Origin of the sequence: Denitratimonas tolerans (assembly GCF_037203605.1) — a bacterium.
GTDB lineage: Bacteria > Pseudomonadota > Gammaproteobacteria > Xanthomonadales > Xanthomonadaceae > Denitratimonas > Denitratimonas tolerans.
In genome coordinates this window covers 12,885-37,617 of the sequence record NZ_JBBDHC010000018.1, presented here as the reverse complement: position 1 = coordinate 37,617, position 24,733 = coordinate 12,885, and the positions used below count along the sequence as shown (strand labels likewise).

Below are 24,733 nucleotides of genomic sequence, written 5' to 3'. Positions count from 1 at the left end.
AGGCTGCGGTCGAAACGGCGCGGGCACCATCCAATGATCGGGGGGTCCTCCATGCAAATCCCATCCACGATGCGAGCGGGTCACGTCGGCGCGATTCTTGCGCTGGCGATGGTCCTGTCACTGGGCGCCTGCGGCGGAGGAGAAGAGGCACCGCCGTCGCCGCCGCCAGCAGCGCAACCGGCCACACCGGCTTCCGCGCCGGTGGCCACGGACGAAACCGGCGGCGAATCGATGGTGGTCCAGCCGTCGGTGGTCGACACGCTGTCGGTCGATGAGCTCCTGGAGCGCGCCGACCAGGCGGTGAAGGAGAGCCAGCTCTTCGTTCCCGCCGGTGAGAGCGCATTCGAAATGTACCTGCGCGTCCTCGAACAGGAGCCGATGCAGGTTCGCGCCAAGAACGCCCTGATGGACCTGTTCCCCTACGCGGTGCTGTACGTCGAACAGCGCACCAGCGCCGGGGATCTCGCCGAGAGCGAGCGCGTCCTGGGGATGATGGAGGAAGCGGACGAAAACGCGCCGGCCGTACCGCGGCTGCAGCGGGGCGTCGCGCAGCTGCGCGATCGCGTGGCCGCCGAGGCGCAGCGCGCCGCAGATCGGGCCGCCGCGCAAGCCGAGGCACAGGCCCAGGCCGCGGCACAGGCACAGGCACAGGCACAGGCGGCACAGGCGGCGGCTGCGTCCGCTCCCGCCGCACCTGCGCCGGTGAGCGAAGCACCAGCCCCCACGCCTGCGCCGGCCGCAGCGCCGGTTGTGGCAGCACCGCCGCCCGCCCCGACGCCGGTTGCGCCCGCACCGCCGCCCACCACCCCGTCGCAGGTCCAGTCGGCGACACCGCCCAGCGTGGTGTCGCAGGTCCAGCCGCGCTATCCACCGGTGGCCTTGCGCCGTCGGGTCGAAGGGTCGGTGGAGGTCGCGTTCACCATCATGCCCGACGGCAGCGTCTCGAATGTGCGCGTCGTCTCCGCGCGCCCGGCCAACACCTTCGACCGCGAAGTCATCAACGCGATGGAGCGCTGGCGCTTCACCCCGCCGGGCCGGCAGGTGGAAAGCCGCCGCGTGTTCGACTTCAAGCTGCCCTGATCGGCGGCCACGCCGAAAACAAAAAGGCTGCCCCGCAAGCGCGAGGCAGCCTTTTTCAATGGGCCCATGGAAAGCCGGCGGTTCGGGAGCGCCGGCTGCCGTGCTTCCGGAAGCGTCCGGTCGCCCGGCCGCCCGGCCGCCGGCCCACGACGATCAGGCCGACACGGCAAGGTGCTCGCGGTGGTACATGCGCGCCGCGATCCACCAGAGCACCGCTGAAACCGCCACGCCCACGGCCGTGTACAGGCTCCAGTCCAGTGCCGTGAGCGTCTCGCCGCGCAGCACCATCATGATCATCTGGTTCTGCGAAAGGAACGGGATCGCCAGCATCCACAGCTCGTTCTTCACCGGTGAAATCAGCAGGAAGAAGGTGGGCAGCATCGGCACCAGGAACAGCAGGCTCATGTAGCTCTGCGCTTCCTTCACGCTCTTGACGCTGGCCGCGATCACGGTCAGCAGGCAGGTGCCGAACAGCACCGTGGGCAGCAGGATCAGCAGCAGCTTGGCCATCGCCAGCAGCGAGACATCCACCTTGACGCCCGCCGGCGCCAGCCAGAACGCCGCCTTGAACGCCGCCAGCATCAGCACCAGGCTCAGCACGCCGAACACGCAGGCCGCGAGGATCTTGCCGCTCATGATCGCGCGCCGCGAGGCCGGCGTGGCCAGCAGCGGCTCCAGCGACTGGCGCTCGCGCTCGCCGGCGGTCACGTCGATGACCAGGTAGGCACCGCCGAGGAAGGCGCTCATGATCAGGAAGTAGGGCAGGAAGGCCAGCGCCTGCCCGACCCGGCTCATCGGCGTCGCCAGATCCACGTGCGCGGCGGCCAGCGGCATGCCGACGCCGGGATCCACGCCGCGCGACAGCAGCCTCAGCGCACCGGCCTGCTGGGCGTAGGCCTGCAGCACCGCGTCCACGCGCGCCACCGGAATGCGCGAATCATCGCGGGTGCTGTCGAACAGGATCTCCACCAGCGCCGGCTTGCCGGCGCGCCAGTCGTCGGCGTAACGCGCGGAAACGCGCAGGATCACGTCGGCATCCTGCTGCGCGATCGCCGTTTCGGCATTCTCGGGCGGTGCCTCGGCCTGGATGTTGTGCCGGGCCAGGAAGGCGACCAGGTTGGGTGCCTGCTCGGCACCGATCAGCGGCACCTCCAGGGTCTTTTCCATCTGCGTGGTCATCTTCTTCTGCATGACCGCGCCCATGCCCACCACCAGGCCCACGATCAGGATCGGACCCATCAGGAGCGAGATCAGCACCGTGCGCCGGTCGCGCGCGAGGTCGACCAGCTCCTTCATCATCACCACGGAAATCGGGCTCATGCGAACAACCCCTCTTCCGAACCGATCACCCGCACGAAGGCGTCCTCCAGATTGTCCTCGCCGGTCAGCGCGCGCAGCTCGTCGGCGCTGCCCTGCGCCATCACCGTGCCCTTGGCGATCACCACGATGCGATCGCACAGGGCGGCGACCTCCTGCATGATGTGGCTGGAGAAGATCACGCAGCGACCTTCCTCGCGCAGCTGGTGCAGGAAGCCGCGCATGGCGCGCGTGGTCATCACGTCGAGGCCGTTGGTGGGTTCGTCCAGGATCACGTTGCGCGGGTCGTGCACGAGCGCGCGCGCGATCGCGGTCTTGGTGCGTTGGCCCTGGGAAAAGCCCTCGGTCTGGCGCTCCAGGATGTCGTCCATCTCCAGCGCCTGCGACAGCGTGCGGGTGCGTTCGCCGATGTCGGCCTCGCTCATGCCGTGCAGGCGGCCGAAGTAGGCGACGTTCTCGCGCGCTGTCAGGCGCTTGTAGACCCCGCGCGCGTCCGGCAGCACGCCCAAGTGTCGGCGGACCTCATCGGGGCGCTGCGCCACGTCGATCCCGTCCACCCTCACGCTGCCGCGATCCGGCGACATCAGGGTGTAGAGCATGCGCAAGGTGGTGGTCTTGCCGGCACCGTTGGGGCCGAGCAGTCCGGTGATTTCCCCATCGCGCGCGATGAAGCTCACGTCCGATACCGCCTGCACCGTTCCGGTGCGGGTCTTGAAGGCCTTGGCCAGGCTGTTGGCTTCGATCATGGCTCAGGGCTCCCAACCGTAGCGACCGGAAAAAGGTGGCGTGGCGGCGAGGCGGTCCAGGCACTCCGCGTCCAGCGCCGCCGCGTCGATGTTCTCGATGAAACGCGCCACCAGCTTGGGCGTGCAGCCCGTGCCGATCACGTTGTGGCCCTGGCCGCGCAGCACCAGGTGGCGCGATCGGGGCAGGTGTGCGGCGACCTCCTCGCCGTAGCGCGGCGGCGTCACCGGGTCGAGCTCGCCCGAGAGCAGCAGCACCGGCGTGTCGCCGCGCGCCGGTTCGCGGAAGTCGGCGGCGCGGGAGCCGTGCGGCCAGACCGCGCACTGGGCCTGGATGTAGCGGACGAATTCGTCGCCCATCACGGTATCGGCGTCGGCCGGGTCGGGCACCAGCTCGTCGGCGTCCTCCGAACAGGTGACCGACAGGCCCATGCCCTGCGCCATCGCCTCGTCCATCGAGCTCATCAGCATCCGCGCCTGCGCCATGGCGGCGTCCGAGTGTCCCTGTGCCAGGTCCGACAGCAGCAGCGGCAGCGTCGCGGCGATGGCCGGCTGGTAGGCGTACATGCGCAGCAGCCCCGAGAGCGCCGGCCGTCCGAACTCGCCCTGCGCCGGCGCGCCGGTGGTGGCGTCGCGGAAGTGCACCTGCCGCGGCTGCTCGGCGAGCTCGGCGGCCAGTGCGCGGAAAGTGTCCATCGGATCGCCCAGCGCCTCGCGGCAGGCGGGAAGCCGGGTGCAGGCCGCGAACTGGCGCGCCAGGGAATCCTCCAGGTTGCGTGCGTGCTCCTGCCCCAGCACCAGCGAATTGGGGACCACGCCGTCGAGCACGGCGCTTCGTACCGCTTCCGGGTAGGCCTTCATGTACTGCTGCGCCACGCGCGTGCCGTAGGAAACGCCGATCAGGTTGATCGCCGGGACGCCCAGCGCCAGACGCACCGCCTCCAGATCGGCCACCGCGTTGCCCGTGGTGTAGTGGCGCACGTCGGCCACCGCGGAGAGCGAAGTCAGGCAGGCGCGGGTCTGTTCCACCGCGTGCCCGATCGAGATGTCGGTCGACTCGGCCTCATCCTGCGCACAGGCCAGGCGATTGGATTCGCCGGTACCGCGCTGGTCGAGCAGGATCACGTGGCGGCGCTTGAGGATGTCGGAAAACGCGCCGGCGACCGCCGGATAGCTGTCCCGCGCCGACTGGCCCGGCCCGCCGGCCAGCAGGAACACCGGATCGGCGGCCGGATCGGCGGTGGCGGCGGCAACCCAGGCCAGCGCCAGGGAAATGCGTCGGGCGTCGGGTGCGGCGCGATCTTCGGGCACCTCGACGCGGGCGCACTGTGCCGCGACCGGGGCGCTCGCGCCGGGTGCGGCCAGGGTGCAGGGCGAGAAGGCGATGCCGCCGAGCGTGGTCGCGCTCGCCAGCGGTGCCGCCAGGCACAGGGCAATGAAGCTGAGTGGGCGTTTCATGGGTTTCCCGGGAAGTGACAGGGCCTGATACCGACGGGCGAAGCCCCGAGGCTGTGACCGCGCGGCGGGCGCGGGCGGGGCCGATATACTACCGGCCCCGCATTCTGGTGACCGATGATGATTCTTCCGAAGCCGCCCCCGCGCGCCCTCCTGCCCCTGCTCGTGCTTGCCGGCGTTGCGAGTCTGGCGGCCTGTCGCGGCACGCCCGAGCCTGCGGCCACGCCTGCCGCGCCGGTCCAGGCCGAAGCCCGGACCGAACCGCAGCCCGACCTCGCGCCGCGCGAACCCAGCCGGGTGCGGGTGCGCACCAGCGCCGAGGCACCCTTTGCCTGTGATGTGCTGAGTGAGGAAGAGTTGGGCCGCGTGCTGCCCGACGAGCCGACCATCATCGACGTCACCACCCAGCGCCGCGCCTACGGCATGGCGGTGGAGAGCGCCTGCCTGTTCGCCTTCGGACGCAACCGCGATCCTGCACGGATCGACCTCGACTCGCGCTTCATCCGCGTCGATCTCTACACCGACGCCAGCTTCCGCGCCGCGGGCCACGGCGCGCTGCAGGACCAGTGGAGCTACCGGGTGCGCGATGGCAGCACGGTGTTCCACTTGCACGACACCGCGCTGGCGGCCTGGGTCGACTCCGAGCATCCGCCCGATCCGGCGCTGATCGTGCGCCAGGGCGAGGTGATGTACGACATCGCGCAGTACCCGGCCGCGTCCGACCAAGGCTCGCCCGAGCGCAAGGCGCAGGTCGAGGAGATCGCGCTGCTGTTCCTCGGCAAGCTCGACGCGGACGAGGACGACGCGGGCGCGAACTGACGCGCGTCAGGGGCCGGTGCCGCGCCGCGCGGCACCGGCCCCTCAGCCCGACGCGGTGAAGCGCTCGCGCCGGATCGCGGGCGGTGCCAGACCGGCCTCGCGCAACCGCAGCGCGACCTCGTCCACCATTTCCGGGTGGCCGCAGAGGCAGGCGATGTCGTCCGCACGGGGCGAAAGCGCATCCAGCGCCTGCTGCACCCGGCCGCCCAGCAGATGCGGATCGCCCCCGGGCACGGCTTCCCGCGACAGGCAGCCCAGGTAGGTGAAACCGGGCACCGCGCCCGCGGCGTCGAGGAAGTCCTTGCGGAAATACAGCTGCGCGCTGTCGCGGACCCCGTGCAGCAAGACGACCTTCGCGCCGCTTTCGGCGCGCTGCACGAGGTCTGGCAGCATCGAACGGAACGGCGCGATGCCGGTGCCGGTGGCGATCATCAGGTAGCGCGGCGCGGCGTCGCGCGCGGCCAGGCCGAAACGCCCGAATGGCCCGGTCGCCTCCACCGTCTCGCCCATCGCCATCTGCGCCAGGCGCGCGCTGGCCAGACCGCCCGGAGCCAGCCCGACGAGGATTTCCCAGCGCCTCCCTTCCTCGAGCGGCGCGCCGGCCAGCGAGTAGCTGCGCCGCTGCAAGGTGCCGTTCGCATCCACGACGTGGAGCTGGATGAACTGGCCGGCGCGGAACGGCAGCGGCGCGCCGTCGGCGTGCTCGAAGCCCAGGTGCAGCACCGACGCGGTGATCGGGCGGCGGTACGTGAGGCGAAGCGGAATGCGTGTGGTCACGGCGGCAGGGGGCGGGCAGGCAAACGGCTATACTAGCGGGCTGGCACTATCTGGCAGGCATCGATGAGTTCGCCCCCGGCGCTGCACGTCTCCGACTTGCGCAAGGTTTACGACAATGGCGTCACGGCCCTGCACGGCATCAGCCTGGACGTGGGCGAAGGCGACTTTTTCGCCCTCCTTGGCCCCAATGGCGCCGGCAAGTCCACCCTCATCGGCATCATCAGTTCGCTGGTCAACGCCAGCGCCGGCACCGTGGAAGTATTCGGCGTCGACGTCGCGCGCCGGCGCGGCGATGCGATGCGTCTGGTCGGCCTGGTGCCGCAGGAAATCAACTTCAACCTGTTCGAGCGCCCGTTCGACATCCTGGTGAACTATGCCGGGTTCCACGGCGTGCCGCGCGCGCTGGCGATCGAGCGCGCGCACGAGGAGCTGGCGCGCGCCCATCTTTCCGGCAAGGCCCACCTCACCAGCCGCACCCTGTCGGGCGGCATGAAGCGGCGCCTGATGATCGCCCGTGCCCTGATGACGCGCCCGCGCCTCCTGATCCTGGATGAACCCACCGCCGGGGTGGATATCGAGATCCGCCGCGGCATGTGGCAGCAAATGCGCGAGATCAACGCCTCCGGCACCACGGTCATCCTCACCACGCACTATCTGGAGGAAGCCGAGGAACTGTGCCGCAATATCGCCATCATCGACCACGGCCGGATCGTGCAGCACACCGCGATGAAGGCGCTCCTGGCCACGCTCGACGTGGAAGGCTTCGTGTTCGACATCGACGGCGAACTGCCCGCGCTGCTGCCGCAGATCGAGGGCGTACGCCTGACCGCACGCGATGTCCGCACCCTCGACGTCGAAATGCCGCGCACCATGAACCTCAACCTGCTTTTTTCCGCGCTGGGCGAGTCCGGCATCGTGGTGCGCTCGATGCGCAACCGCAGCAACCGGCTGGAAGAACTCTTCCTGCGCCTGACCGCGCGCGAGGTGGCCGCGTCATGAGCCGGCATCCGAACCTCGTCGCGCTGCACACCATCGCCCGGCGCGAGGTCGTCCGCATCCTTCGCATCTGGACGCAGACCCTGATCCCGCCCGCGATCACGATGACGCTTTACTTCCTGATCTTCGGCAAGCTGATCGGCGCGCGTATCGGCGATATGGGCGGCTACGGCTACATGGAGTTCATCGTGCCCGGCCTGGTGATGATGAGCATCATCCAGAACGCCTACGGCAACATCTCGTCCAGCTTCTTCGGTGCCAAGTTCGGCCGCCACGTGGAAGAGCTGCTGGTCAGCCCGGCCCCGGCCTGGGTGGTGCTTGCCGGTTACGTCGCCGGCGGCGTGCTGCGCGGCCTGATGGTGGGTGCCATCGTCTTCCTCATCGCCATGGCCTTCACCCGCGTACACGTCCCGCATCCGCTGGTGATGCTCAGCTCGATGCTGCTGGGTGCCACGATCTTCTCGCTCGCCGGCTTCGTCAACGCGGTGTACGCGAAGAAGTTCGACGACATCGCCATCGTGCCGACCTTCATCCTCACGCCGCTCACCTACCTGGGCGGGGTGTTCTACTCGATCACGCTCCTGCCCGGCTGGGCGCAGAGTGCGACCTACGCCAACCCGATCTTCTACATGGTCAACGCCTTCCGCTACGGCCTGTTGGGCAGCAGCGACGTGCCGCTGTGGGTGGCCTATGTGCTGATGTTCGGCTTCGTCGCGCTGCTCGGCGGGTTCGCGCTGTGGCTGCTCAGGCGCGGCGTCGGCCTGCGCAGCTGAGAGCCCGTGTGCCGGGACCCGCGCGCGACGCGGTGACGCCGGCGCGCGCGATCTTGCAGTCAGCGCGGCGTGGGCGTCGTGCGCAGCGCCATCAGCCGCGCGCTGCGCGCTCCCAGCTCGGCGTGGGTCTCGTGCAGGCGCGGCACGCTGAACTCCAGCACGCCGCCGCGCAGCGGGATCGCCGCGACGTGCTCGCCGTAGCTGCCCCCGGCGCCTTCCACCGGCCACTGCCAGCTTGCGAACCGGTGTGACGCATCCCAGGACGGTGCCTGCGGCGGCACGCCGGCGCGCAGCTGCGAGGCCACCCGCTCCGCGAACCGCGCCTGCGCCGGCGCATCGGCGGCCTTGTCGCCCACGCCCAGCGGTGCCGACAGGCGCGTGCTGGTGGGAACGTAGCGAAGCTGCACGTACCAGGCGTCCTCGCGCGCCAGATCCACCTGGCGATGCACCACCCAGCCCAGCACCTCGTCGGTCAGCGGCGTGCCGCGCGCCCGCGCCACCCGCGAGACCTGCTTGCGCGGCACGAAGCGGAAGTCGCGCGGCAGGTGCAGGCTGGCGGCCGCCGGCGTCAGGTCCAGCACGCCGAAACGCCACGACACGGCCTGCACCGCCATCGCCAGCTCGGCGCGCTGCTGCGCCTCGACCTCGGCCGCGGAATACTCGCGCGGTGCCGGCATCGGCACCGCTTCCGGATCCGCTTCGGCGGCGTGCGCGCGGCGCGGCGATCCCGCCTCGGCACCGTCGTCGTACTCCGATTCCTCGTACTCGGCGCGGGTGCGCTCGCGCGCCGCTTCCAGCCGCGCCGCCAGCGCCGGATCGCCGATCCGTATCTCCGCGATGTCCTCGTCGGTGAGCGCCCAGGCCATCTCGTCCACGCCCTTGTCGACCGCGCGCATCGCCATCACACCGATCAGCAGCGTGACCACCGCGGAAAGAGCGAACGGCACGCGGATGTCCGAGTCCTTGTCGCCCCAGCACATCACCAGCGCCACGATCGACAGCGGCCAGAACAGGAGCGCGCCGATCGCCAGCAGCGGGCTGCGCCGCCAGATCCTCACGCACATCCACACCGAGATCACGAAAAGGACGAGCAGGTAGCCGCCCATGGACATCAAGCTGCCGATCATCGAATCAGTCCAGTTGGATGCTGCGGATGTCGCGGCGCGACACCGAAGAGAGCGAAAATCCGCCGCTGAGCTGGGTTCGCAACTGCACCTCGTCGCCGCGTACGCCCTCGACCAGGCCGCGCCGCTCGCGCCCGCCGTCCAGGGTGAAACGCACCCGCCGCCCGATATGCCCGGAGAGCTGCGCAAACTCCAGCGTGCGCGCCTGCCTGCCGCTGCGCGCAAGCCCCGGTGCCGACGCCGAGGCCATGTAGCTTGCGATCCAGGCCTCGTCCTCTTCGCCGGCCGCGTGTGAAGCCGCGGGCACCATCAGAAGTGCCGCCAGCAGCAGCGCCATGGGGATATGCATCGGCGTTCCCTTCAAACCAGAGCGTGCAGGGTAGACAGCCCGCGCCGTCGCGTCCAGAAGCGGACGGTGGTCTCAGGCAGGCGCCTGCGTTTCGGGCAGGGCGAAAAACGCCTGCGCCGTGGCGGTGGTGGTGGCGGCCACCTGCTCGAAGGTTTCACCCCGATCGCGCGCCAGTTCTTCGGCGATATGCGGCAGGAAGGCCGGTTCGTTGCGCCGGTCTTTCGGCATCGGCCGCAGGGTGCGCGGCAGGAGGTAGGGCGCGTCGGTTTCGATCATCAGCCGCTCGGCGGGGATGTTCTTCACCAGTTCGCGCAGGTGCGCGCCGCGGCGCTCGTCGCACAGCCAGCCGGTGATGCCGATGTGCCAGTCACGGTCCAGGTACTCGAACAGCTCGCGCCGGCCGCCGGTGAAGCAGTGCACCACGGCCGCGCCGATGCGGCCTTCGACGTTCTTCATGATCGCGACGAAATCGTCGTGCGCATCGCGCTGGTGCAGGAACAGCGGCTTGCCGGTATCGATCGCGATTTCCAGCTGCATCTCGAAGGCGCGCCGCTGCGCCGGGCGTGGCGAGAAATCGCGGAAGTAGTCGAGCCCGCACTCGCCCACCGCGACCACTTCCGGATGCGCGTGCAGGGCGCGCATTTCCGCGTCGCACTCGGCGGTGTATTCGACCGCGTGGTGCGGATGCACGCCGGCGGTGGCGTACAGCACGCCGGGGTGGGCGCGCGCCAATTCCAGCGCCTGGGGCGAATGTTCGCGGCTGGCGCCGGTGACGATCATGCGCGTGACCCCGGCCGCGCGCGCGCGCGCCAGCACCGCGTCGCGGTCGTGGTCGAAGCTGTCGTGGGTGAGGTTGGTGCCGATGTCGATCATTGGGGCGGGGAATGGGGAACGGGGAAGCGGGAAGCGGTCGTTGCGCGGGTTTTGCGCCCTCTCCCCGCCTTCGAGGGGGTGAGGGGACGCTTTGCATCGGGCGCGTCGCCCGGAACCACCAGCGCACCACCCGACATTGTGGCCGTTCCGCGTGGCGAAAGGCGAGCCGCTAGAATGCGCGCATGACCACGCCGCACGATTCGCCGCTCGGGCGCGAGACGCGCTACGCGCAGCGCCACGACCCTGCGCTGCTGTTCCCGATCGCGCGCGCCGCCGGGCGCGATGCGCTGGGCCTGGGCGCGGCGCTGCCGTTCCACGGGGTGGACCTGTGGAACGCCTACGAGCTTTCCTGGCTCGACGCGCGTGGCAAGCCGCAGATCGCGCTGGCGCGTTTCGCGGTGCCGGCATCCAGCCCCAATCTGATCGAATCCAAGAGTTTCAAGCTCTATCTGGGCTCGTTTTCCGGCACCCGGATGGCGGGCACCGACGCGGTGCGCGCGTGCCTCGTTTCCGATCTTTCGCGCGCCGCCGGCGCGCCGGTCGAGGTGGCGCTGACGCCGCCTGCGGACTTCGCCGCCGAGCGCATCGAAACGCTGGACGGCGAGTGCATCGACGACCTGGACCTCGCGATTTCCGACTACGGCCCGCCGCGACCGGAGTACCTTTCCGCCGAGGTGACTGAGCGGATCGAGGAGGTTCTGGTATCGCACCTGCTGAAGTCCAACTGCCCGGTGACCGGGCAGCCCGACTGGGCCAGCGTGCAGATCGCCTATGCCGGCCCGCGCATCGCCCGTGAGGGGCTGCTGCGCTACCTCGTCTCCTTCCGCGACCACAGCGACTTCCACGAGCAGTGCGTGGAGCGGATTTTCTGCGACATCCGCGCGCGCTGCGCATGCGAGCGCCTTGCCGTCTACGCGCGCTACACCCGGCGCGGCGGGCTCGACATCAACCCCTGGCGCAGCACGTCGGCCGGGGTGCCGCCCAATCCGCGCCTGGCGCGCCAGTAAGCCAGATTACGGAGAACCCCGATGCCCTATTGCCCCATCATCGGCACGCTCGGCTACGTGCTCTCGCCCGAAGGCGATCAGGTGTTGATGATCCACCGCAACGCACGGCCCGAGGACGAACACCTGGGCAAGTACAACGGCCTGGGCGGCAAGCTCGAGGCCGACGAGGACGTGGTGGCCGGGATGCGGCGCGAAATCCTGGAAGAGGCAGGGATCACCTGCGAGGAGATGCGCCTGCGCGGCACGATTTCCTGGCCCGGATTCGGCAAGAACGGCGAGGACTGGCTCGGCTTCGTCTTCCTCATCACCCGTTACGCGGGCACGCCCTTCACGCGCAATCCGGAAGGCACGCTGGAGTGGAAACCGCGCGCCACGCTCATGGACCTGCCGATGTGGGAAGGTGATCGCCACTTCCTGCCGCTGGTGTTCGATGACGATCCGCGCGCCTTCCACGGCGTGATGCCGTATCGCAACGGGCGGCCGGTGTCGTGGAGCCATTCGCGGCTGTGATGCGGTACCGGGCCGCCCGTGCATGGGCGGCCCGGTACCGCGGCGGTCAGGGCTTCACGAACCTGAGCGTCATGCGGTCCGATTCGCCGATGGCGGCGTACTTCTCGCGATCCTCGTCGCCCAGCGCGTAGCTGGGCGGCAGCGTCCACACGCCCTTGGGGTGGTCGGTGCTGTCGGCCGGGTTGGCGTTGACGTCGCTGCGCCCGGCGAACCGGAAGCCGGCGGCGGTGGCGAGATCGATGATCTGCTGCTCGGTCACATAGCCGGTGCTGCCGTCGGTGGCGGTTTCACCCTTGGCGCGATGATCGACCACGCCCAGCGTTCCGCCCGGCTTGAGCACGTCGAAGAAGGCCTGGAAGTAGGCCGGCGCGGTGCCGGCACCGATCCAGTTGTGGGCGTTGCGGAAGGTCAGCACCACGTCGGCCGAGGCGGGTTCGCCGAAGCTCGGCGCCTTCGCGTTGAAGCGGCGCAGCTCCGGCTCGCCGTAAACATCGGGCGCGGCGGCGATCTTGTCGGTGAGCTGCTGGTTGAGGCGCGCATAGTAGGCCGGCTGGTCGGGCAGGCTCTCGTCCCAGATCGCGCCGATGAAGTGGCCGTGTGCGCGCAGGTAAGGCGCGAGGATATCCGTGTACCAGCCGCCGCCCGGGGAAATCTCGATCACCGTGGCATCGGGCGCGATCTCGAAGAAACCCAGGGTTTCGACCGGATGGCGGAACGCGTCGCGCGCGCGATCGGCCTCGGCGCGATGCTTGCCGGCGACGATCGCCTCAAGACGCTGGCGCGCCTCATCGGCGGCGCTGACCGTTTCGGCGGCGGGCGCGGCGACAGGTGCCTGCGCGGCGGGCGGCGCGGGTGCGGGATCGGCAGGCGCGCTGGCCTGCTGCTGGCAGCCGGCCAGCGCGGCGACGCAGGCCAGCGCGAGAAGGGAATGGGAAAGGCGCATGGGAAAACTCCGGGTGGCGGGGACCGGCGCAAGCATGATCCATCGGTGCCGTGCCGTCACCCTGCCGCGCCGGCACCCGCGCGATGCGCCGTGGGCCCGGCGATCAGCCGCACGCTGTCCGGATACGGCATCACCTCCTCGGCCTCGCCGCGGCGCAGGGAATCCTGCAGCGCCAGCCACCAGTCCACGTCGAAGATGTCCCCGTGCGCCCGCAGCAGCGCCTCGTGCTGCTCGGCCGTCAGACCCAGGAAGCGCGGAAACTCCTCCGGGAACACGTCCGACGGATCGACGTAGAACCAGGCTCCGTGGTGCATTTCCTCCTCGTCGGAGCGCGCCTTGGGCAAGCGCTTGAAGCGGCAGTCGCGCACCAGCGCCAGCTCGTCGTAGTCGTAGAAAATCGCGCGGTGGTTGCGGGTGACGCCGAAGTTCTTGAGCAGAAGGTCGCCGGGAAAGATGTCCGAGCGCGCCAGATCGCGGATCGCCTGGCCGTAGTCGATCACCGCGCGCATCGCGTCCTCGGCGGGGACTTCCTTGAGGTAGAGGTTCAGCGGGCGCAGGCGGCGCTCGACGTAGCAGTGCGCGATCACGATGTCCTCGCCCTCGGCCTGCACGCTGCTGGCGCAGCTGGTCATGAGTTCCTCCAGCAGCTCGGGCGCGAACTGGCGGCGCGGAAAGCGCAGGTGGCGGAACTCCTGCGCATCGACCAGGCGACCGGCGCGATCGTGGTGCGAGACGATGCGGTACTTGGCCATCACCTCCTCGCGCGCGGTTTCCTTGGGATAGGCGAAGCGGTCCCGGATCAGCTTGAACACCAGCGGCCACGAGGGCAGGGTGAAGACCAGCATCACCATGCCGCGCTCGCCGTCGGCGTGCACGAACTGTTCGTCGGGACGCTGGGTGAGGTGGCGGAAAAAGGCGCGGTAGCGCTCGGTCTTGCCTTGCTTGGCGCGGCCCAGCACGGTGTAGAGCTCGTCCACCGGCTTGTGCGGCAGCAGCGAGCGCAGGAACACCACGGCGTCGCCCACGGTGGGCAGGTCGGCGAAGAAGTGGCTGCGGGTGTAGCCGAACAGCTGGGCGATGTGGTCGCGATCGGTAAGAAGCGCATCCACGAAGAGGCCGTCCGGCCCGCTTTCCAGCGCGATCACCAGCGGGGTGTGGCGGTATTCACCGAAGGCACGGCCCACCAGGTAGGCGCGCTGCTCGCGGTAGAACACCGTTTCCAGCAGTTCGATCTGCACGAACTGGCTGGCGCTCCAGTGGGTGAAGCGCTCGCGTACCGCGCGCGCCATCGCGTCGGCGCAGCGCGCCGGGTGCGCCCAGGGCACGCTGAAGCGATAGCCCTGCAGCACCCGCTCGAACACCGCCGCAAGTTCGCTCTGCACGGCGTAGCTGTGGCGCGCGACCGGGTGGGTGATGTGGTCGGTGGGCTCGATGTCCAGGGCGACGAATTCGATCGCCGGGTCGACACCGAGGGTGCGGAAGAAGCGTCGGGTCAGGGTGTTGTACCAGGTCTTGTACAGCTCCTGATCGAGCAGGTCGGCAACCGCGTGCGCGTAGGCGTCGCGGATGCGCGCCCACAGCGCGCGATCCTGCGCATGCGCGCCAAGCACCCGCTCAAGCCACTGCTGCGTCTGGCTGACGCACACGTCGTACAGTCCGATGCGTTCGACCAGGTCGGCGCGCATCCCGGCGGCGTCGCGGGTTTCAAAGCGGGTGCGGGCGCGGCGCGTGATCGCGGCAAAGCGCGCGTGGTAGTCGGCAAAGCCGTCGCGGATCTTCGCCGCGACGCCTTCAGAGAGAACCTGCATGCGTCCGCACCTGCACTCTGCGCCCCGGATGGCGGCGATGAGCCGCAGGATAGGCGCAGCCGGAAGCGATGTCTCGTCCGCCGCTGCGCCCGGCGCCGCGGACGACGGCGGAGTGCACTATTCGAAGCCGTTCTTGAAAATGGCGCTGGAGATCACGGTGATCTTCTGGGTGTCCCACTCGATGGTGGCGTTGTTCTCCGGGAACGCGTCGCTGCCCGCGTCCAGGACCACGCCCATCCAGCGGGTGCCCAGCGAGGCACTGGCGGGAATGATCGGAGCCGGCACATTCAAGGTGCGCAACTGCATCGGGGCGAAATCAATCGAGTAGTTCCACGTCGCCAGCAGGGTATCGGTGGCGGAAATCGTGCTGTTGGTGGACAGGTAGACGCGCACGGTGATCGTTCGCAGGGCCGGATCGTTGTTGGTGGCGTTGGCGACCAGCACGGTGAACGGTCCGCTGGCCGGGGAGCCGGCGACGACCGTGCTGGAGCCTCCGGTGCGAAAGCGCAGCGGAGAGAAATCGACCGCGGTGCCGCGGGTAGTGTCGATATAGGTCTGCCGGTCGGTGACCCACTGCTCCCAGAACCGCGCGTAGTTGCCGATGGTCGTGCGATTGCTGGTGGAAGCCACCGCGTGGACATAGCGCTGGTCGCCGCTGATGTAGTAGGCCCCCGAGCCGGACATGCCGCCCCATAATGCGGTGAGGCAGCCTGCGGTCGTATCGATCCGGAGCTGGTTGCCCGGGCAGCTGTCGAAGCTCCCGTCCCAGTAGTACATGGTGCGGCCGGTATGCAGGCCACCGCCGCAGTTTTCCGCCGGGTAGCTGAAGTTGTAGTAGGTGCGCGCCTGCTGGGAGGCGCAGTCGCCGCCCCACGACCATCCGAACCAGCCGGTCAGGAGCCCAAGGCCCGGGCGCGAGTCGCGCCGGATGCGGATGGCACCCAGGTCCGCGTCCCAGTTGCCGTCGTTGACCCAGTTGCTTCCGGCCAGGTAGTGGGTGCCGCGGGCGCGGCCGAAGTGCTGGAAGACGTTGGACGTGTCCGCGTTGACCCCGTCCCAGGCGGGATAGACCCAGATTTCATCGGCCCAGGCGAAGATCTGGTTGCCGTCCGGATCGCGTGCGTAGACGCAATGGCCGGCCGTCTGAACGACGCCGCCATCGGCCATCGAGCCGCTGCAAACGTAGGTGTAGACAGCGCTGTCGATGCTGGAGGTGAAGCGCATGACGAGCTTCACGTTGCCGCTGCGCGGCCATCCGGACAGGCCACCTGCAACCACCATGTTGCTGAACGCCTCGAGCCCCGGCGCTGATCCGGAAGCGCTCGTGGAGCCGCCGATTCCCGCGTAGGCGGGACCGTTGGAGCGCGCTTCGCGCAGTCCCGAAGGAACGCCGAGCGGGAGCACGAGGGTTTCCCCGGTGTCCGCATCGTGGATCGAGACTTCGTCGCTGGAGCGGCCCCGCAGCTGCGCATCGGACGCCTGCGGCATCGGCATCGGCGGGATATCGGAAAGCGGAGGGTGGTCGGGCGCGATGGCTGGCTCCGCCGCATGTTCCAGGAAGATCGCGTGCGGGTACTGCTCGCCGGACACCGGTTCGATGGGTATGGGGTCATGGGACTGCGCGCCGGCCAGCGAGGCATAGCCCAGGAATCCCAGCGCAAGCGCGCTTTGCACGATCCATTTCACGGCCCACCCCCCGTTTCCCGGCGGAAGTTGAGCGGATCGTGCGCTTGTTTTGTGACGGCAGTCAAGGATTTTTATGTCAGCCCCAAGATGCTCTTTTCCGCGGCTGGCTTGCTGGCCGGCGCGGCGGCGCTGCCTGCGCTGACGCCGTGCGCCTCAGCGCAGCGTCGCGTTGATCTTCTCCAGCGCCGCCGCGCCGGGGCACAGCGCCGCGGTATCGAGAGCGTTGAGCGGGGTGGTGACGGTCTTGAGGTGGGTGTGCAGGTCCTGCGCGCTTTCTTCGATGTAGAGCAGTCCCGTGACGATCTCGCCCGCGGCTTCGCGCTCGTGCACGTGGTTCATCGCCGCGATGCGGTCGGACGGATCATAGGCCGTGTCGAGCTTGCGCAGCCGCAGGCGGCTGCCGTCGTGCTGTTCGATCTCGATCAGCTCGCCGGGCGCGTAGTCGGCGACGATTTCCTCGCGACCCTCGATGAAGTCCATGCGGTTGATCGCGGCGTTGTGCTCGCGCACGTGGTCGTAGCTCTTGGTGCTGCCGGCGTGGTTGTTGAAGGTGACGCAGGGGCTGAGCACGTCGAGGATGGCCGCGCCGCGGTGCGCTATCGCGCCCTTGATCAGGGGCACGAGCTGCTCCTTGTCGCCGGAGAAGCTGCGCGCCACGTAGGTGGCACCGAGCTGCAGCGCGAGGCTGACCAGATCGATCGGGTTGTCGCGGTTGACCACGCCCTTCTTCGATACCGAGCCGGCGTCCGCAGTGGCCGAGAACTGGCCCTTGGTGAGCCCGTAGACGCCGTTGTTCTCGACGATGTAGACCATGTTGACGCCGCGCCGGATGGCATGGACGAACTGGCCGATGCCGATCGAGGCCGAGTCGCCGTCGCCCGAGACGCCCAGGTAGAGCAGGTCGCGGTTGGCGAGGTTGGCACCGGTCAGCACCGAGGGCATCCGCCCATGCACGGTGTTGAAGCCGTGCGATGGGCTGAGGAAGTAGTCCGGCGTCTTGGAGCTGCAGCCGATGCCGCTGAGCTTGGCCACGCGGTGCGGCTCGATCGCCAGCTCCCAGCAGGCGCGCACGATGGCGGCGGAGATGGAATCGTGGCCGCAGCCGGCGCAGAGCGTGGAGATGCGGCCCTCGTAGTCGCGCCGGGTGTAGCCGAGCGCGTTGCAGCCGAGCGAGGGATGGTGCAACCGGGGTTTGGCGAGGTAGGTCATGGTCTGCTCGCGCCCGTCCTTTTCCCGGCGGGGCAAAGGGCGGGCTGAAGGTGTAAAAGGTTCTGGATGCGCATCGTTCGCCTCCTCATCCGGCGCTGAGCGCCGCCGCCTTCGGGGCGGTGACGGCGGCGCCGGCCGCCAGGCGTTCGCGCAGCGCGCGCGCGATGAAGCGCGCCGTGATCGGGGTGCCGTCGTAGTGCAGGATCGGCACCAGCCGCGCCGGGTCGATGTCGAACTCGTTGATCAGCATCGAGCGCAATTGCGCGTCGCGGTTCTGTTCGACCACGAAGACCTGATCGTGCGCCGCGATGAACCCGGCCACCGAATCGGGGAACGGGAAGGCGCGCAGGCGCAGGGTATCGAGATGGAATCCGTCGGAATCCAGCGTGCCGATGGCCTCGTCCATCGCCGGCGCGGTGGAACCGAAGTGGATCACGCCAAAGCGCGTTGGCGCTGCCGCGCGCCGCAGCTGCGGCTGGGGCACCAGCGCCTTGGCGGTGTCGAACTTCCGCAGCAGCCGTTCCATGTTGTAGATGTAGTCGGGACCGCGTTCGGAATAGCGCGCGTAAGGGTCGCGCGAGGTGCCGCGGGTGAAGAACGCGCCCTTGTCCGGGTGCGTGCCGGGGTATGTGCGCCAGGGAATGCCGTCGCCGTCCACGTCCTTGTAGCGGCCGAAGTCCACGCCCGTATCGAGCATCTGCGCGTCCATCACCTTGCCGCGATCGTGGGCGCGCGCCTCGTCCCAGGCGAAGGGTTCGCACAGGCGCTGGTTCATGCCGATGTCCAGATCGCTCATCAGGAACACGGGAGTCTGGAGGCGATCGGCCAGGTCCAGCGCGGCGGCGGAAAATTCGAAGCACTCGGCCGGGTCCTGCGGGAACAGCAGCACGTGTTTTGTATCCCCGTGCGAAGCGTAGGCGCAGGACAACAGATCGGCCTGCTGGGTGCGCGTGGGCATGCCGGTGGACGGGCCGCCGCGCTGCACGTTGATGATGGTCGCGGGGATCTCGGCGAAGTAGGCCAGGCCGAGGAATTCGGTCATCAGGGAAACGCCCGGGCCGGAGGTCGCGGTGAAGGCGCGCGCGCCGTTCCACCCGGCTCCGACCACCATGCCGATCGAGGCGATTTCATCCTCGGCCTGCACGATGGCGCAGCGGCGCTCGCCGGTTTCGGCATCGGTGCGGAACTTGCCGCAGTAGCTCTCGAAGGCTTCCACCACCGAGGTCGACGGGGTGATCGGGTACCAGGCGCAGACGGTGGCACCGCCGTACACGCAGCCCAGCCCGGCGGCGCTGTTGCCGTCCACGAAGATGCGGTTCCCCACCGCGTCCGCACGCCGTACCGACAGGCCGGTGGGCGCATCGGCAAAGTGCTCGCACGCGTAGTCGTACCCGATGCGCAGCGCGCGCTGGTTGGGTTCGAAGAGCTTGGGCTTGCGCCGGAACTGCTCGCCGATCAAGGCCTCGATGGTTTCGACCTCGATCCCCAGCAGCGCCGCGAGCGCGCCGACGTAAATGATGTTCTTGAACAGCTGGCGCTGGCGCGGATCGCTGTAGGTTTCGTTGCAGATCGCGGTGATCGGCATGCCGAGGGTGCGCACGTCCTCGCGGAACTTCGAGCGCGGCAGCGGCCGGGTCGAATCATGGAAAAGGTAGCCGCCCGGCGCGATTTCCTTCACGTCCGCGTCCCAGGTCTGCGGGTTCATCGCCACCGCGAGGTCTACCCCGCCGCGCCGCCCGAGCCAGCCGGCTTCGCACACCCGCACCTCGTACCAGGTCGGCATGCCCTGGATGTTGGAGGGGAAGATGTTGCGCGGGCTGACCGGCACGCCCATGCGCAGGATCGCCTTGGCGAACAGCTCGTTGGCCGAGGCCGAGCCCGAGCCGTTGACGTTGGCGAACTTGACGACGAAATCGTTGACGGCGGTGATCGGGGTCATGCGGCGGGTTCCGGGCGAAATGCCTTGGTGTCCTGTTTTCCGACCAGACGGGCTGGAGCGGAGTGGTGAGCGCCGTGGGCACGCGCTTGAAACGCTGAAACCCTCACGACGCCTCCGGCGGCGCATCGCCGGCGTGCGCGACTTCCATGAAGAACTTCTGCATGTCCCAGGCACCGGTCGGGCAGCGCTCGGCGCACAGGCTGCAGTGCAGGCACACGTCCTCGTCCTTCACCATCACCCGCCCGGTCTTGACCGGCGTGGAGACGTACAGCGCCTGCTCCAGGTTCTGCGCCGGCGCGCTGAGGCGGGTGCGCAGCTCGGCCTCCTCGCCGTTTTCGGTGAAGCTGATGCAGTCCATCGGGCAGATGTCGACGCAGGCGTCGCACTCGATGCAAAGCTCGGTGGAGAACACCGTTTGCACGTCGCAGTTGAGGCAGCGCTGGGCCTCCTTCCAGGCCAGGTCCGCGTCGTAGCCCAGCTCCACTTCCAGGCTCATGCTCTTGAGCGCCTTGGCCGGATCGGCCCAGGGCACCTTGAAGCGCGCATCGGGCGAGATCTCGTTGTCGTAGCTCCACTCGTGGATGCCCATTTTCTGCGACACGAGGTTGAACATCGGCCCCGGCCGCTCGCGGGTATCGGCGGCGTCCAGCAGGAGGTCGATCGAGATCGCGGCCTGGTGGCCGTGTGCCACCGCCCAGATGATGTTCTTGGGGCCGAAGGCGGCGTCGCCGCCGAACAGCACCTGCGGCAGGCTCGACTGGTGGGTGAGCTCATCGACCACCGGCATGTCCCACTTTTCGTCGAAGGCGATGCCGATGTCGCGCTCGATCCACGGGAAGGCGTTTTCCTGCCCGACCGCGATCAGCACCTCGTCGCATTCGTGGATATCGTCCGGCTCGCCGGTTGGCACCAGGCGTCGGCGGCCGTCCGCGCCGTACTCCACCCGCACCTTCTCGAAGGCCATGCCGGTGAGGCGGCCGTTCTCGTGCAGGAAGGCTTTGGGCACGCGGCAGTCGAGGATCGGGATGCCCTCGTGCATCGCGTCCTCCTTCTCCCAGGGGCTGGCCTTCATCTCGTCGAAGCCCGAGCGCACGATGACCTTCACCTCGTCGCCGCCCAGGCGCTTGGCCGAGCGGCAGCAGTCCATGGCGGTGTTGCCGCCGCCCAGCACGATCACGCGTCGGCCCACCTTGGTGACGTGGCCGAAATAGACCGAGGCCAGCCAGTCGATGCCGACCTGGATGTGCGCGCCGGCCTCCTGCCGGCCGGGAAGATCCAGATCGCGCCCGCGCGGCGCGCCCGAGCCGACGAAGATCGCGTCATAGCCTTCGCCCAGCAGCGCCTTCATCGATTCGATGCGTCGCCCGCCGACGAATTCCACGCCCAGGTCCAGGATGTAGCCGCACTCCTCGTCGATCACTTCTTCCGGCAGGCGGAAGCGCGGCACCTGGGTGCGCATGAAGCCGCCCGGCCTGGCTTCGGCCTCGAACACCGTGACCTTGTAACCCAGCGGTGCCAGATCGCGCGCCACGGTGAGCGAGGACGGCCCGGCGCCCACGCAGGCCACGCGGCGGCCATTCCACTGCGCCGCAGGTTTCGGCAACTGCGCGCGCACGTCGTCCTTCATGTCGGCGGCGACGCGCTTGAGGCGGCAGATCGCCACCGGCTCGGGTGTGTTGCCGGAGGATTCCTCCACCCGCCCGCGCCGGCAGGCCGGCTCGCAGGGCCGGTCGCAGGTGCGGCCGAGGATCCCGGGAAAGACGTTGGCGCGCCAGTTGATGAGGTAGGCGTCCGAATAGCGGCCCGCCGCGATCAGGCGGATGTATTCGGGAACCGGGGTATGGGCCGGACAGGCCCACTGGCAGTCGACGACCTTGTGGAAGTAGGCGGGGTTGCGGATATCGGACGGTTCCACGTCTACCTCGTAGTCGGCTCGCATGACGCTGGCTGGCCGCAAGGCTAGACCGCTACGCGCCGGGACGCAAAGGAGCGGTGCAGCATGCGCCGGATGCGGGCCTGCGCGCGCGGCCGCCGCGGTCCTGTCACCATCGCTCCCTGCCGGCCGGAAGGACGCGTTTCCCGCCGCCGGAACCCACCCCATCGCACCGGAGGCATTTCCCCATGCACGGCTTCACTGGCCCCAGCGCGCTGGACTGGCTGCCCGCCTCGCTCGGTCTCGTGGTCGGTCTGGCGCTGGGACTCGCGCTGGCCTTCGCGCTGGTCTGGCTGTTCCCGCAGCGCGATCTCGACGGCCTGAAGGTGGCCCTGCCGGTGGTCGGCGCAGTAGCCGGGGTTCTATACGAATACCTGTTCGCGGAGCGGAAGTGAGCGCGTCAGAGTGGGTGCCACGCTAGTGTGCCGGACTCCGACGATGCCCAGCAGGTGGTGACCATCGCCGGTGACGATGCGCGTCAGGCGACTGTTGAAGTCGAAGCGCTCGTCGCGGGTGGGGCCGTTGTCGCAATGCTCCGAACTTTAGCTGGAACCACTCGATCTTGTCGCCCGTAGGCACAATTAGCGCTGTACTTGATGGGTTGATTTATAACCGTCGACACATCTTCAAAAATGCGCCCAGAATCCAGGAAGATGAAACCAGAGTAAACATTACTGTGCGGGCATCAACATCCCGCCTTACTAGAGCGTATCCAATAGCTAATACCATAACTAGCGCAGTAATAATTGTCGAAAAGAAAAATATTTTACTAACCCGACTCGAGCTCTCAGAATTTTCACTCTTTGCCTTTGCAAGAGTCACCTCAATAAGCAAACACAAGCACAAGTGAAACAAGACTCCCGCAATCACCCCAACCCCAGTTTCAGCAAAGCCAATGGAAGCCAAAAAAATTACAACGGGAGCCGCCGCCGCCGCATAAGCCGCCTGAACATCCTCAATTTTATTTAAAAACATCATTTATCGCACCCGCATTGCGCGATCTTCTCTTGAAATTCGCGCACCTCAATTGCTAAACCGGCGATAAAAAGGCCTTTCGCAACGAACTTCATATTTTTTACTCCAGTCTCCGCCCAGTCATACTTCGGATGTCGCCCGGAATCTGTAAGCACATCGGCTTGTATCAAGCGTCTATTACGATCCTCACGCAAGGCGTTAGACACCCTCCACTCGAGAACTGCAGAAGCAGTCGTTGTAAAAGACGACCCATAGTCAAAAAAGTCCGCGGATCCTTCCCACATCTGTTTTGCCATTCCGACGAATGGAGTAATATTCAGGGCGGAGTCGATAAATGCTGCAGCCTCGCACTCGGAAACACCTCCGGTGAGATTGGTCATCGCACCGTTGTTCCAATAACCCACGCCCTCCAACCCCAATGGATCCGTCATCATCACAGGATTTCCCTCGGCATACGCATAGGTGTTGATCCCGCCATTGAGCCCGATCGGATCAGATTGCAAGTACCGCGCCGTAGCCGGGTCATAGTCGCGGTGGATGTTGTAGGCAAAGCCGGTTTCGGTGTCGCGGTACTGGCCGGGGAAGCCGAGGGGGTAGCCGCCGATCTGGTCGAGGGTCACGCTGTGGTTGAAGGCGGCCAGTCTTGCGCGCCAGACGATGGCGTTCGTCGAGTCGGTGATGCGCTCGGGGCGGCCCAGATGGTCGGCGTGCAGGTGGTACAGGGTATTGCTGTTGCCCGAGCCGTTGTTGCGCACGAAGGCGATGGGGTGGCCGTTGAGGTAGAGGTGCTGGGTGCGCAGGCCGGTCGCGAGGTTGCGCTCGTAGAGCAGTTGTCCGTTCAACCCGTACACGAAGCGCGTGGTGACCCCGTTGACGCTCTTTTCCACCCGCAGGCCGGTAGCGGCGATCTTGTAGCCGGCATTGAGGCCGGGGCCGGTGATGGCGCTCAGGCGGTTGAAGGGGTCGTAGGTGAACTGCCAGGTCGATGCCGGCGGAGTCGTGCTCTCGAAGCCGTCGGCGAAGAGGCTTTGGGTGCTGTGGGGTTCGGCGGCGGGGGTTTCGTAGGAACGACGGGCGAAGGCGGGTTCGATGTAGCTCCCACCCATCCCGTACTCACCTTCACCCAGCGCCGGCTCCGGTTCGGCATTCAGGCTCAGCGGGCCGGTGATGCTCTTTACCTGGCCGGTGGGCTTGTAGGTGTAGCTGCGATTCAGGCCGCCGCTGATGGCGCTGACGCGGTTGCTGGTGGGGGCAAGGGTGTAGCTGCTGGCGGTGCCGGTATGGGTGTGGCTCTCGCGGTTGCCGCTGGCGTCGTAGGTGAATCCCTGGTTGCCCAGGCCCGCGAGGACCGACTCCAGACGATCGAGGTCATCGTACGTCGTCCTCGAACCAGCAGGTTCGTGGCTCGCGCGTGGTCCCATGCTCCGTCTGGACCGTGGGCGCGACGCACACCAGTTGCGGCAGCGCCAGAACGGGTGTGGCAAGAGGCAAGGCCATCAGGAACCAGAGCGCCGCCGCGCACTGCGCGCCGCGCCCATGCGCTGGAAAAGACGATGGATGTGATTGGATACGCACATGTCGCTTGCTTCCTCCGGGTGGCCGGGGAGTTAAGAAGCTCGCAGAAGAGAGCCGCGCCGGCCTTTGGGCTCGCGCCTTGGACATGCGCCGACGCCTCCCCGGCCTCAGGGCCAGGGAGTGCGTTGCGGACGCACTCGACCGCTTCTGCGAGAGTTCTCAAGCTCCCGGAGCGCCGTTACAGCGCTCCGTGGGCGAGGATAGCCGAATGGCGGGGGAGGCGCAGCCCGGCCCGCCGACAGGGGAGTCACTGGCGGCGAAGGAGTTGATGCAGCGTTTGATGACCGGGGGAGCCTCTTCCCGCTTCTGGACGGCGGGCCGCTGGACTGGCTCCGATACGCCACACGCGACCCACACAGCCGGACCTGACGGCCGTGCGGCTGTTTCGGAGCGCTACGGGGAGGTTTTCCTACGGCTCCAGCCGAAAGCTCTCGGGCAGCAGTTCGTCCAGCGTCAGCGTGCGCACGCCGCCGTCTTCGGTGGCGAAATGCACCCGCGCGTGCGGGCCGAACTCGCCGATGCGCTGGCGGCAGCCGCCGCAGGGCGGAATGGTGACCGCGCGCCCGTCGGCCTCGTGCGCGCTGATTGCGACCTCCACCAGCCTGAGCGCCGGGCCTTCGGCCAGCACGGCGGCACCGATGGCGTTGGCTTCCGCGCAGCTGCCCAGCGGGAAGGCGGCGTTCTCCGCGTTGCAGCCGGCATAGACCGCGCCGCTGGCGCTGCGCACCGCGGCACCCACGTTGAGGCGCGAGTAGGGCGCGTAGGCGCTGCGCGAGGCGCGTTCGGCGGCGCGCATCAGATCGGCGGATTCGGGCGGAAGCGGCATGGGCGTGGTACCGGTG

General features: G+C 68.2%; 23 protein-coding genes. 7 read left to right on the top strand and 16 right to left on the bottom strand.

What is annotated here, in order from left to right:
• The first annotated feature begins 51 nt into the window (after positions 1-51).
• Positions 52-1,080: an energy transducer TonB gene (locus WB794_RS11720; RefSeq protein WP_337336042.1), complete on the top strand. Its 1,029-nt coding sequence runs from the start codon at positions 52-54 to the stop codon at positions 1,078-1,080.
• Positions 1,081-1,233: 153 nt separating this feature from the next.
• Here WB794_RS11720 and WB794_RS11715 read toward each other — a convergent pair whose 3' ends face one another.
• The 3 genes from WB794_RS11715 to WB794_RS11705 are packed head-to-tail and all read right to left on the bottom strand — an operon-like array spanning position 1,234 to position 4,598.
• Positions 1,234-2,400, bottom strand: a complete 1,167-nt coding sequence (locus WB794_RS11715) for an ABC transporter permease (protein ID WP_337336041.1) — start codon at positions 2,398-2,400, stop codon at positions 1,234-1,236.
• Positions 2,397-3,143, bottom strand: coding sequence for an ABC transporter ATP-binding protein (locus tag WB794_RS11710; protein ID WP_337336040.1), 747 nt, complete (start codon positions 3,141-3,143; stop codon positions 2,397-2,399). Before WB794_RS11710 ends, WB794_RS11715 begins: the two co-directional genes overlap by 4 nt.
• A gap of 3 nt (positions 3,144-3,146) precedes the next feature.
• Positions 3,147-4,598 (bottom strand): alpha/beta hydrolase, encoded by a 1,452-nt coding sequence (locus WB794_RS11705; protein WP_337336039.1) that lies wholly within the window; start codon positions 4,596-4,598, stop codon positions 3,147-3,149.
• 117 nt (positions 4,599-4,715) lie between these two features.
• On the opposite strand from WB794_RS11705, the gene WB794_RS11700 reads away from it, so the two are divergent.
• Positions 4,716-5,414, top strand: a complete 699-nt coding sequence (locus tag WB794_RS11700) for a hypothetical protein (protein ID WP_337336038.1) — start codon at positions 4,716-4,718, stop codon at positions 5,412-5,414.
• A 42-nt stretch (positions 5,415-5,456) separates the two neighbouring features.
• Here the strand turns inward: WB794_RS11700 and WB794_RS11695 are convergent, their stop codons facing one another.
• A complete protein-coding gene (locus WB794_RS11695; RefSeq protein ID WP_337336037.1) occupies positions 5,457-6,191 on the bottom strand; it encodes a ferredoxin--NADP reductase in 735 nt (244 codons plus the stop codon).
• Positions 6,192-6,254: 63 nt separating this feature from the next.
• Here WB794_RS11695 and WB794_RS11690 point away from each other — a divergent pair, with 63 nt between their 5' ends.
• On the top strand, positions 6,255-7,190 hold the full coding sequence (locus WB794_RS11690) for an ABC transporter ATP-binding protein (protein WP_337336036.1): 936 nt from the start codon (positions 6,255-6,257) through the stop codon (positions 7,188-7,190).
• Positions 7,187-7,960 carry an ABC transporter permease gene (locus tag WB794_RS11685; RefSeq protein ID WP_337336035.1) on the top strand — a complete coding sequence of 258 codons (774 nt, stop codon included), beginning with the start codon at positions 7,187-7,189 and terminating at the stop codon, positions 7,958-7,960. The genes WB794_RS11690 and WB794_RS11685 overlap by 4 nt, the downstream gene beginning before the upstream one ends.
• A 59-nt stretch (positions 7,961-8,019) precedes the next feature.
• Here the strand turns inward: WB794_RS11685 and WB794_RS11680 are convergent, their stop codons facing one another.
• The 3 genes from WB794_RS11680 to WB794_RS11670 all read right to left on the bottom strand — a co-directional run bounded on the left by WB794_RS11680 (position 8,020) and on the right by WB794_RS11670 (position 10,306).
• Positions 8,020-9,087, bottom strand: coding sequence for a hypothetical protein (locus WB794_RS11680; RefSeq protein ID WP_337336034.1), 1,068 nt, complete (start codon positions 9,085-9,087; stop codon positions 8,020-8,022).
• Between the two features lie 4 nt (positions 9,088-9,091).
• Positions 9,092-9,433 (bottom strand): hypothetical protein, encoded by a 342-nt coding sequence (locus tag WB794_RS11675; protein ID WP_337336033.1) that lies wholly within the window; start codon positions 9,431-9,433, stop codon positions 9,092-9,094.
• Between the two features lie 72 nt (positions 9,434-9,505).
• On the bottom strand, positions 9,506-10,306 hold the full coding sequence (locus WB794_RS11670; RefSeq protein WP_337336032.1) for a TatD family hydrolase: 801 nt from the start codon (positions 10,304-10,306) through the stop codon (positions 9,506-9,508).
• A 182-nt stretch (positions 10,307-10,488) separates the two neighbouring features.
• Between WB794_RS11670 and queF the strand changes: the two genes are divergently transcribed.
• Both queF and WB794_RS11660 read left to right on the top strand, forming a co-directional pair.
• Entirely contained in the window at positions 10,489-11,313 is an 825-nt protein-coding gene (queF, locus tag WB794_RS11665) for an NADPH-dependent 7-cyano-7-deazaguanine reductase QueF (RefSeq protein ID WP_337336031.1), read from the top strand.
• Positions 11,314-11,334: 21 nt separating this feature from the next.
• The gene (locus WB794_RS11660; protein ID WP_337336030.1) at positions 11,335-11,823 is read left to right on the top strand and encodes an NUDIX hydrolase; all 489 of its coding nucleotides are present in this window, start codon (positions 11,335-11,337) and stop codon (positions 11,821-11,823) included.
• Between the two features lie 46 nt (positions 11,824-11,869).
• Here the strand turns inward: WB794_RS11660 and WB794_RS11655 are convergent, their stop codons facing one another.
• The 6 genes from WB794_RS11655 to WB794_RS11630 form a co-directional block, all read right to left on the bottom strand.
• Complete coding sequence (locus tag WB794_RS11655) at positions 11,870-12,766, bottom strand: class I SAM-dependent methyltransferase (RefSeq protein ID WP_337336029.1); 897 nt, start codon at positions 12,764-12,766, stop codon at positions 11,870-11,872.
• Between the two features lie 56 nt (positions 12,767-12,822).
• Positions 12,823-14,574 (bottom strand): bifunctional isocitrate dehydrogenase kinase/phosphatase, encoded by a 1,752-nt coding sequence (gene aceK, locus WB794_RS11650; protein WP_337336028.1) that lies wholly within the window; start codon positions 14,572-14,574, stop codon positions 12,823-12,825.
• A 117-nt stretch (positions 14,575-14,691) separates the two neighbouring features.
• The gene (locus tag WB794_RS11645; RefSeq protein WP_337336027.1) at positions 14,692-16,260 is read right to left on the bottom strand and encodes a trypsin-like serine peptidase; all 1,569 of its coding nucleotides are present in this window, start codon (positions 16,258-16,260) and stop codon (positions 14,692-14,694) included.
• Positions 16,261-16,413: 153 nt separating this feature from the next.
• On the bottom strand, positions 16,414-17,469 hold the full coding sequence (locus tag WB794_RS11640) for a 2-oxoacid:ferredoxin oxidoreductase subunit beta (protein ID WP_337336026.1): 1,056 nt from the start codon (positions 17,467-17,469) through the stop codon (positions 16,414-16,416).
• Positions 17,470-17,554: 85 nt separating this feature from the next.
• Positions 17,555-19,408: a 2-oxoacid:acceptor oxidoreductase subunit alpha gene (locus WB794_RS11635; protein ID WP_337336025.1), complete on the bottom strand. Its 1,854-nt coding sequence runs from the start codon at positions 19,406-19,408 to the stop codon at positions 17,555-17,557.
• 103 nt (positions 19,409-19,511) lie between these two features.
• The gene (locus WB794_RS11630) at positions 19,512-21,323 is read right to left on the bottom strand and encodes an FAD-dependent oxidoreductase (protein ID WP_337336024.1); all 1,812 of its coding nucleotides are present in this window, start codon (positions 21,321-21,323) and stop codon (positions 19,512-19,514) included.
• Positions 21,324-21,529: 206 nt separating this feature from the next.
• Here WB794_RS11630 and WB794_RS11625 point away from each other — a divergent pair, with 206 nt between their 5' ends.
• Positions 21,530-21,736: a hypothetical protein gene (locus tag WB794_RS11625; protein WP_337336023.1), complete on the top strand. Its 207-nt coding sequence runs from the start codon at positions 21,530-21,532 to the stop codon at positions 21,734-21,736.
• Between the two features lie 211 nt (positions 21,737-21,947).
• Here the strand turns inward: WB794_RS11625 and WB794_RS11620 are convergent, their stop codons facing one another.
• The 3 genes from WB794_RS11620 to cdd all read right to left on the bottom strand — a co-directional run bounded on the left by WB794_RS11620 (position 21,948) and on the right by cdd (position 24,717).
• Complete coding sequence (locus WB794_RS11620; protein ID WP_337336022.1) at positions 21,948-22,319, bottom strand: hypothetical protein; 372 nt, start codon at positions 22,317-22,319, stop codon at positions 21,948-21,950.
• Positions 22,316-23,737 (bottom strand): RHS repeat domain-containing protein, encoded by a 1,422-nt coding sequence (locus WB794_RS11615; protein WP_337336021.1) that lies wholly within the window; start codon positions 23,735-23,737, stop codon positions 22,316-22,318. Before WB794_RS11615 ends, WB794_RS11620 begins: the two co-directional genes overlap by 4 nt.
• 563 nt (positions 23,738-24,300) lie before the next feature.
• Positions 24,301-24,717: a cytidine deaminase gene (gene cdd / locus WB794_RS11610; RefSeq protein ID WP_337336020.1), complete on the bottom strand. Its 417-nt coding sequence runs from the start codon at positions 24,715-24,717 to the stop codon at positions 24,301-24,303.
• Positions 24,718-24,733: the final 16 nt, after the last annotated feature.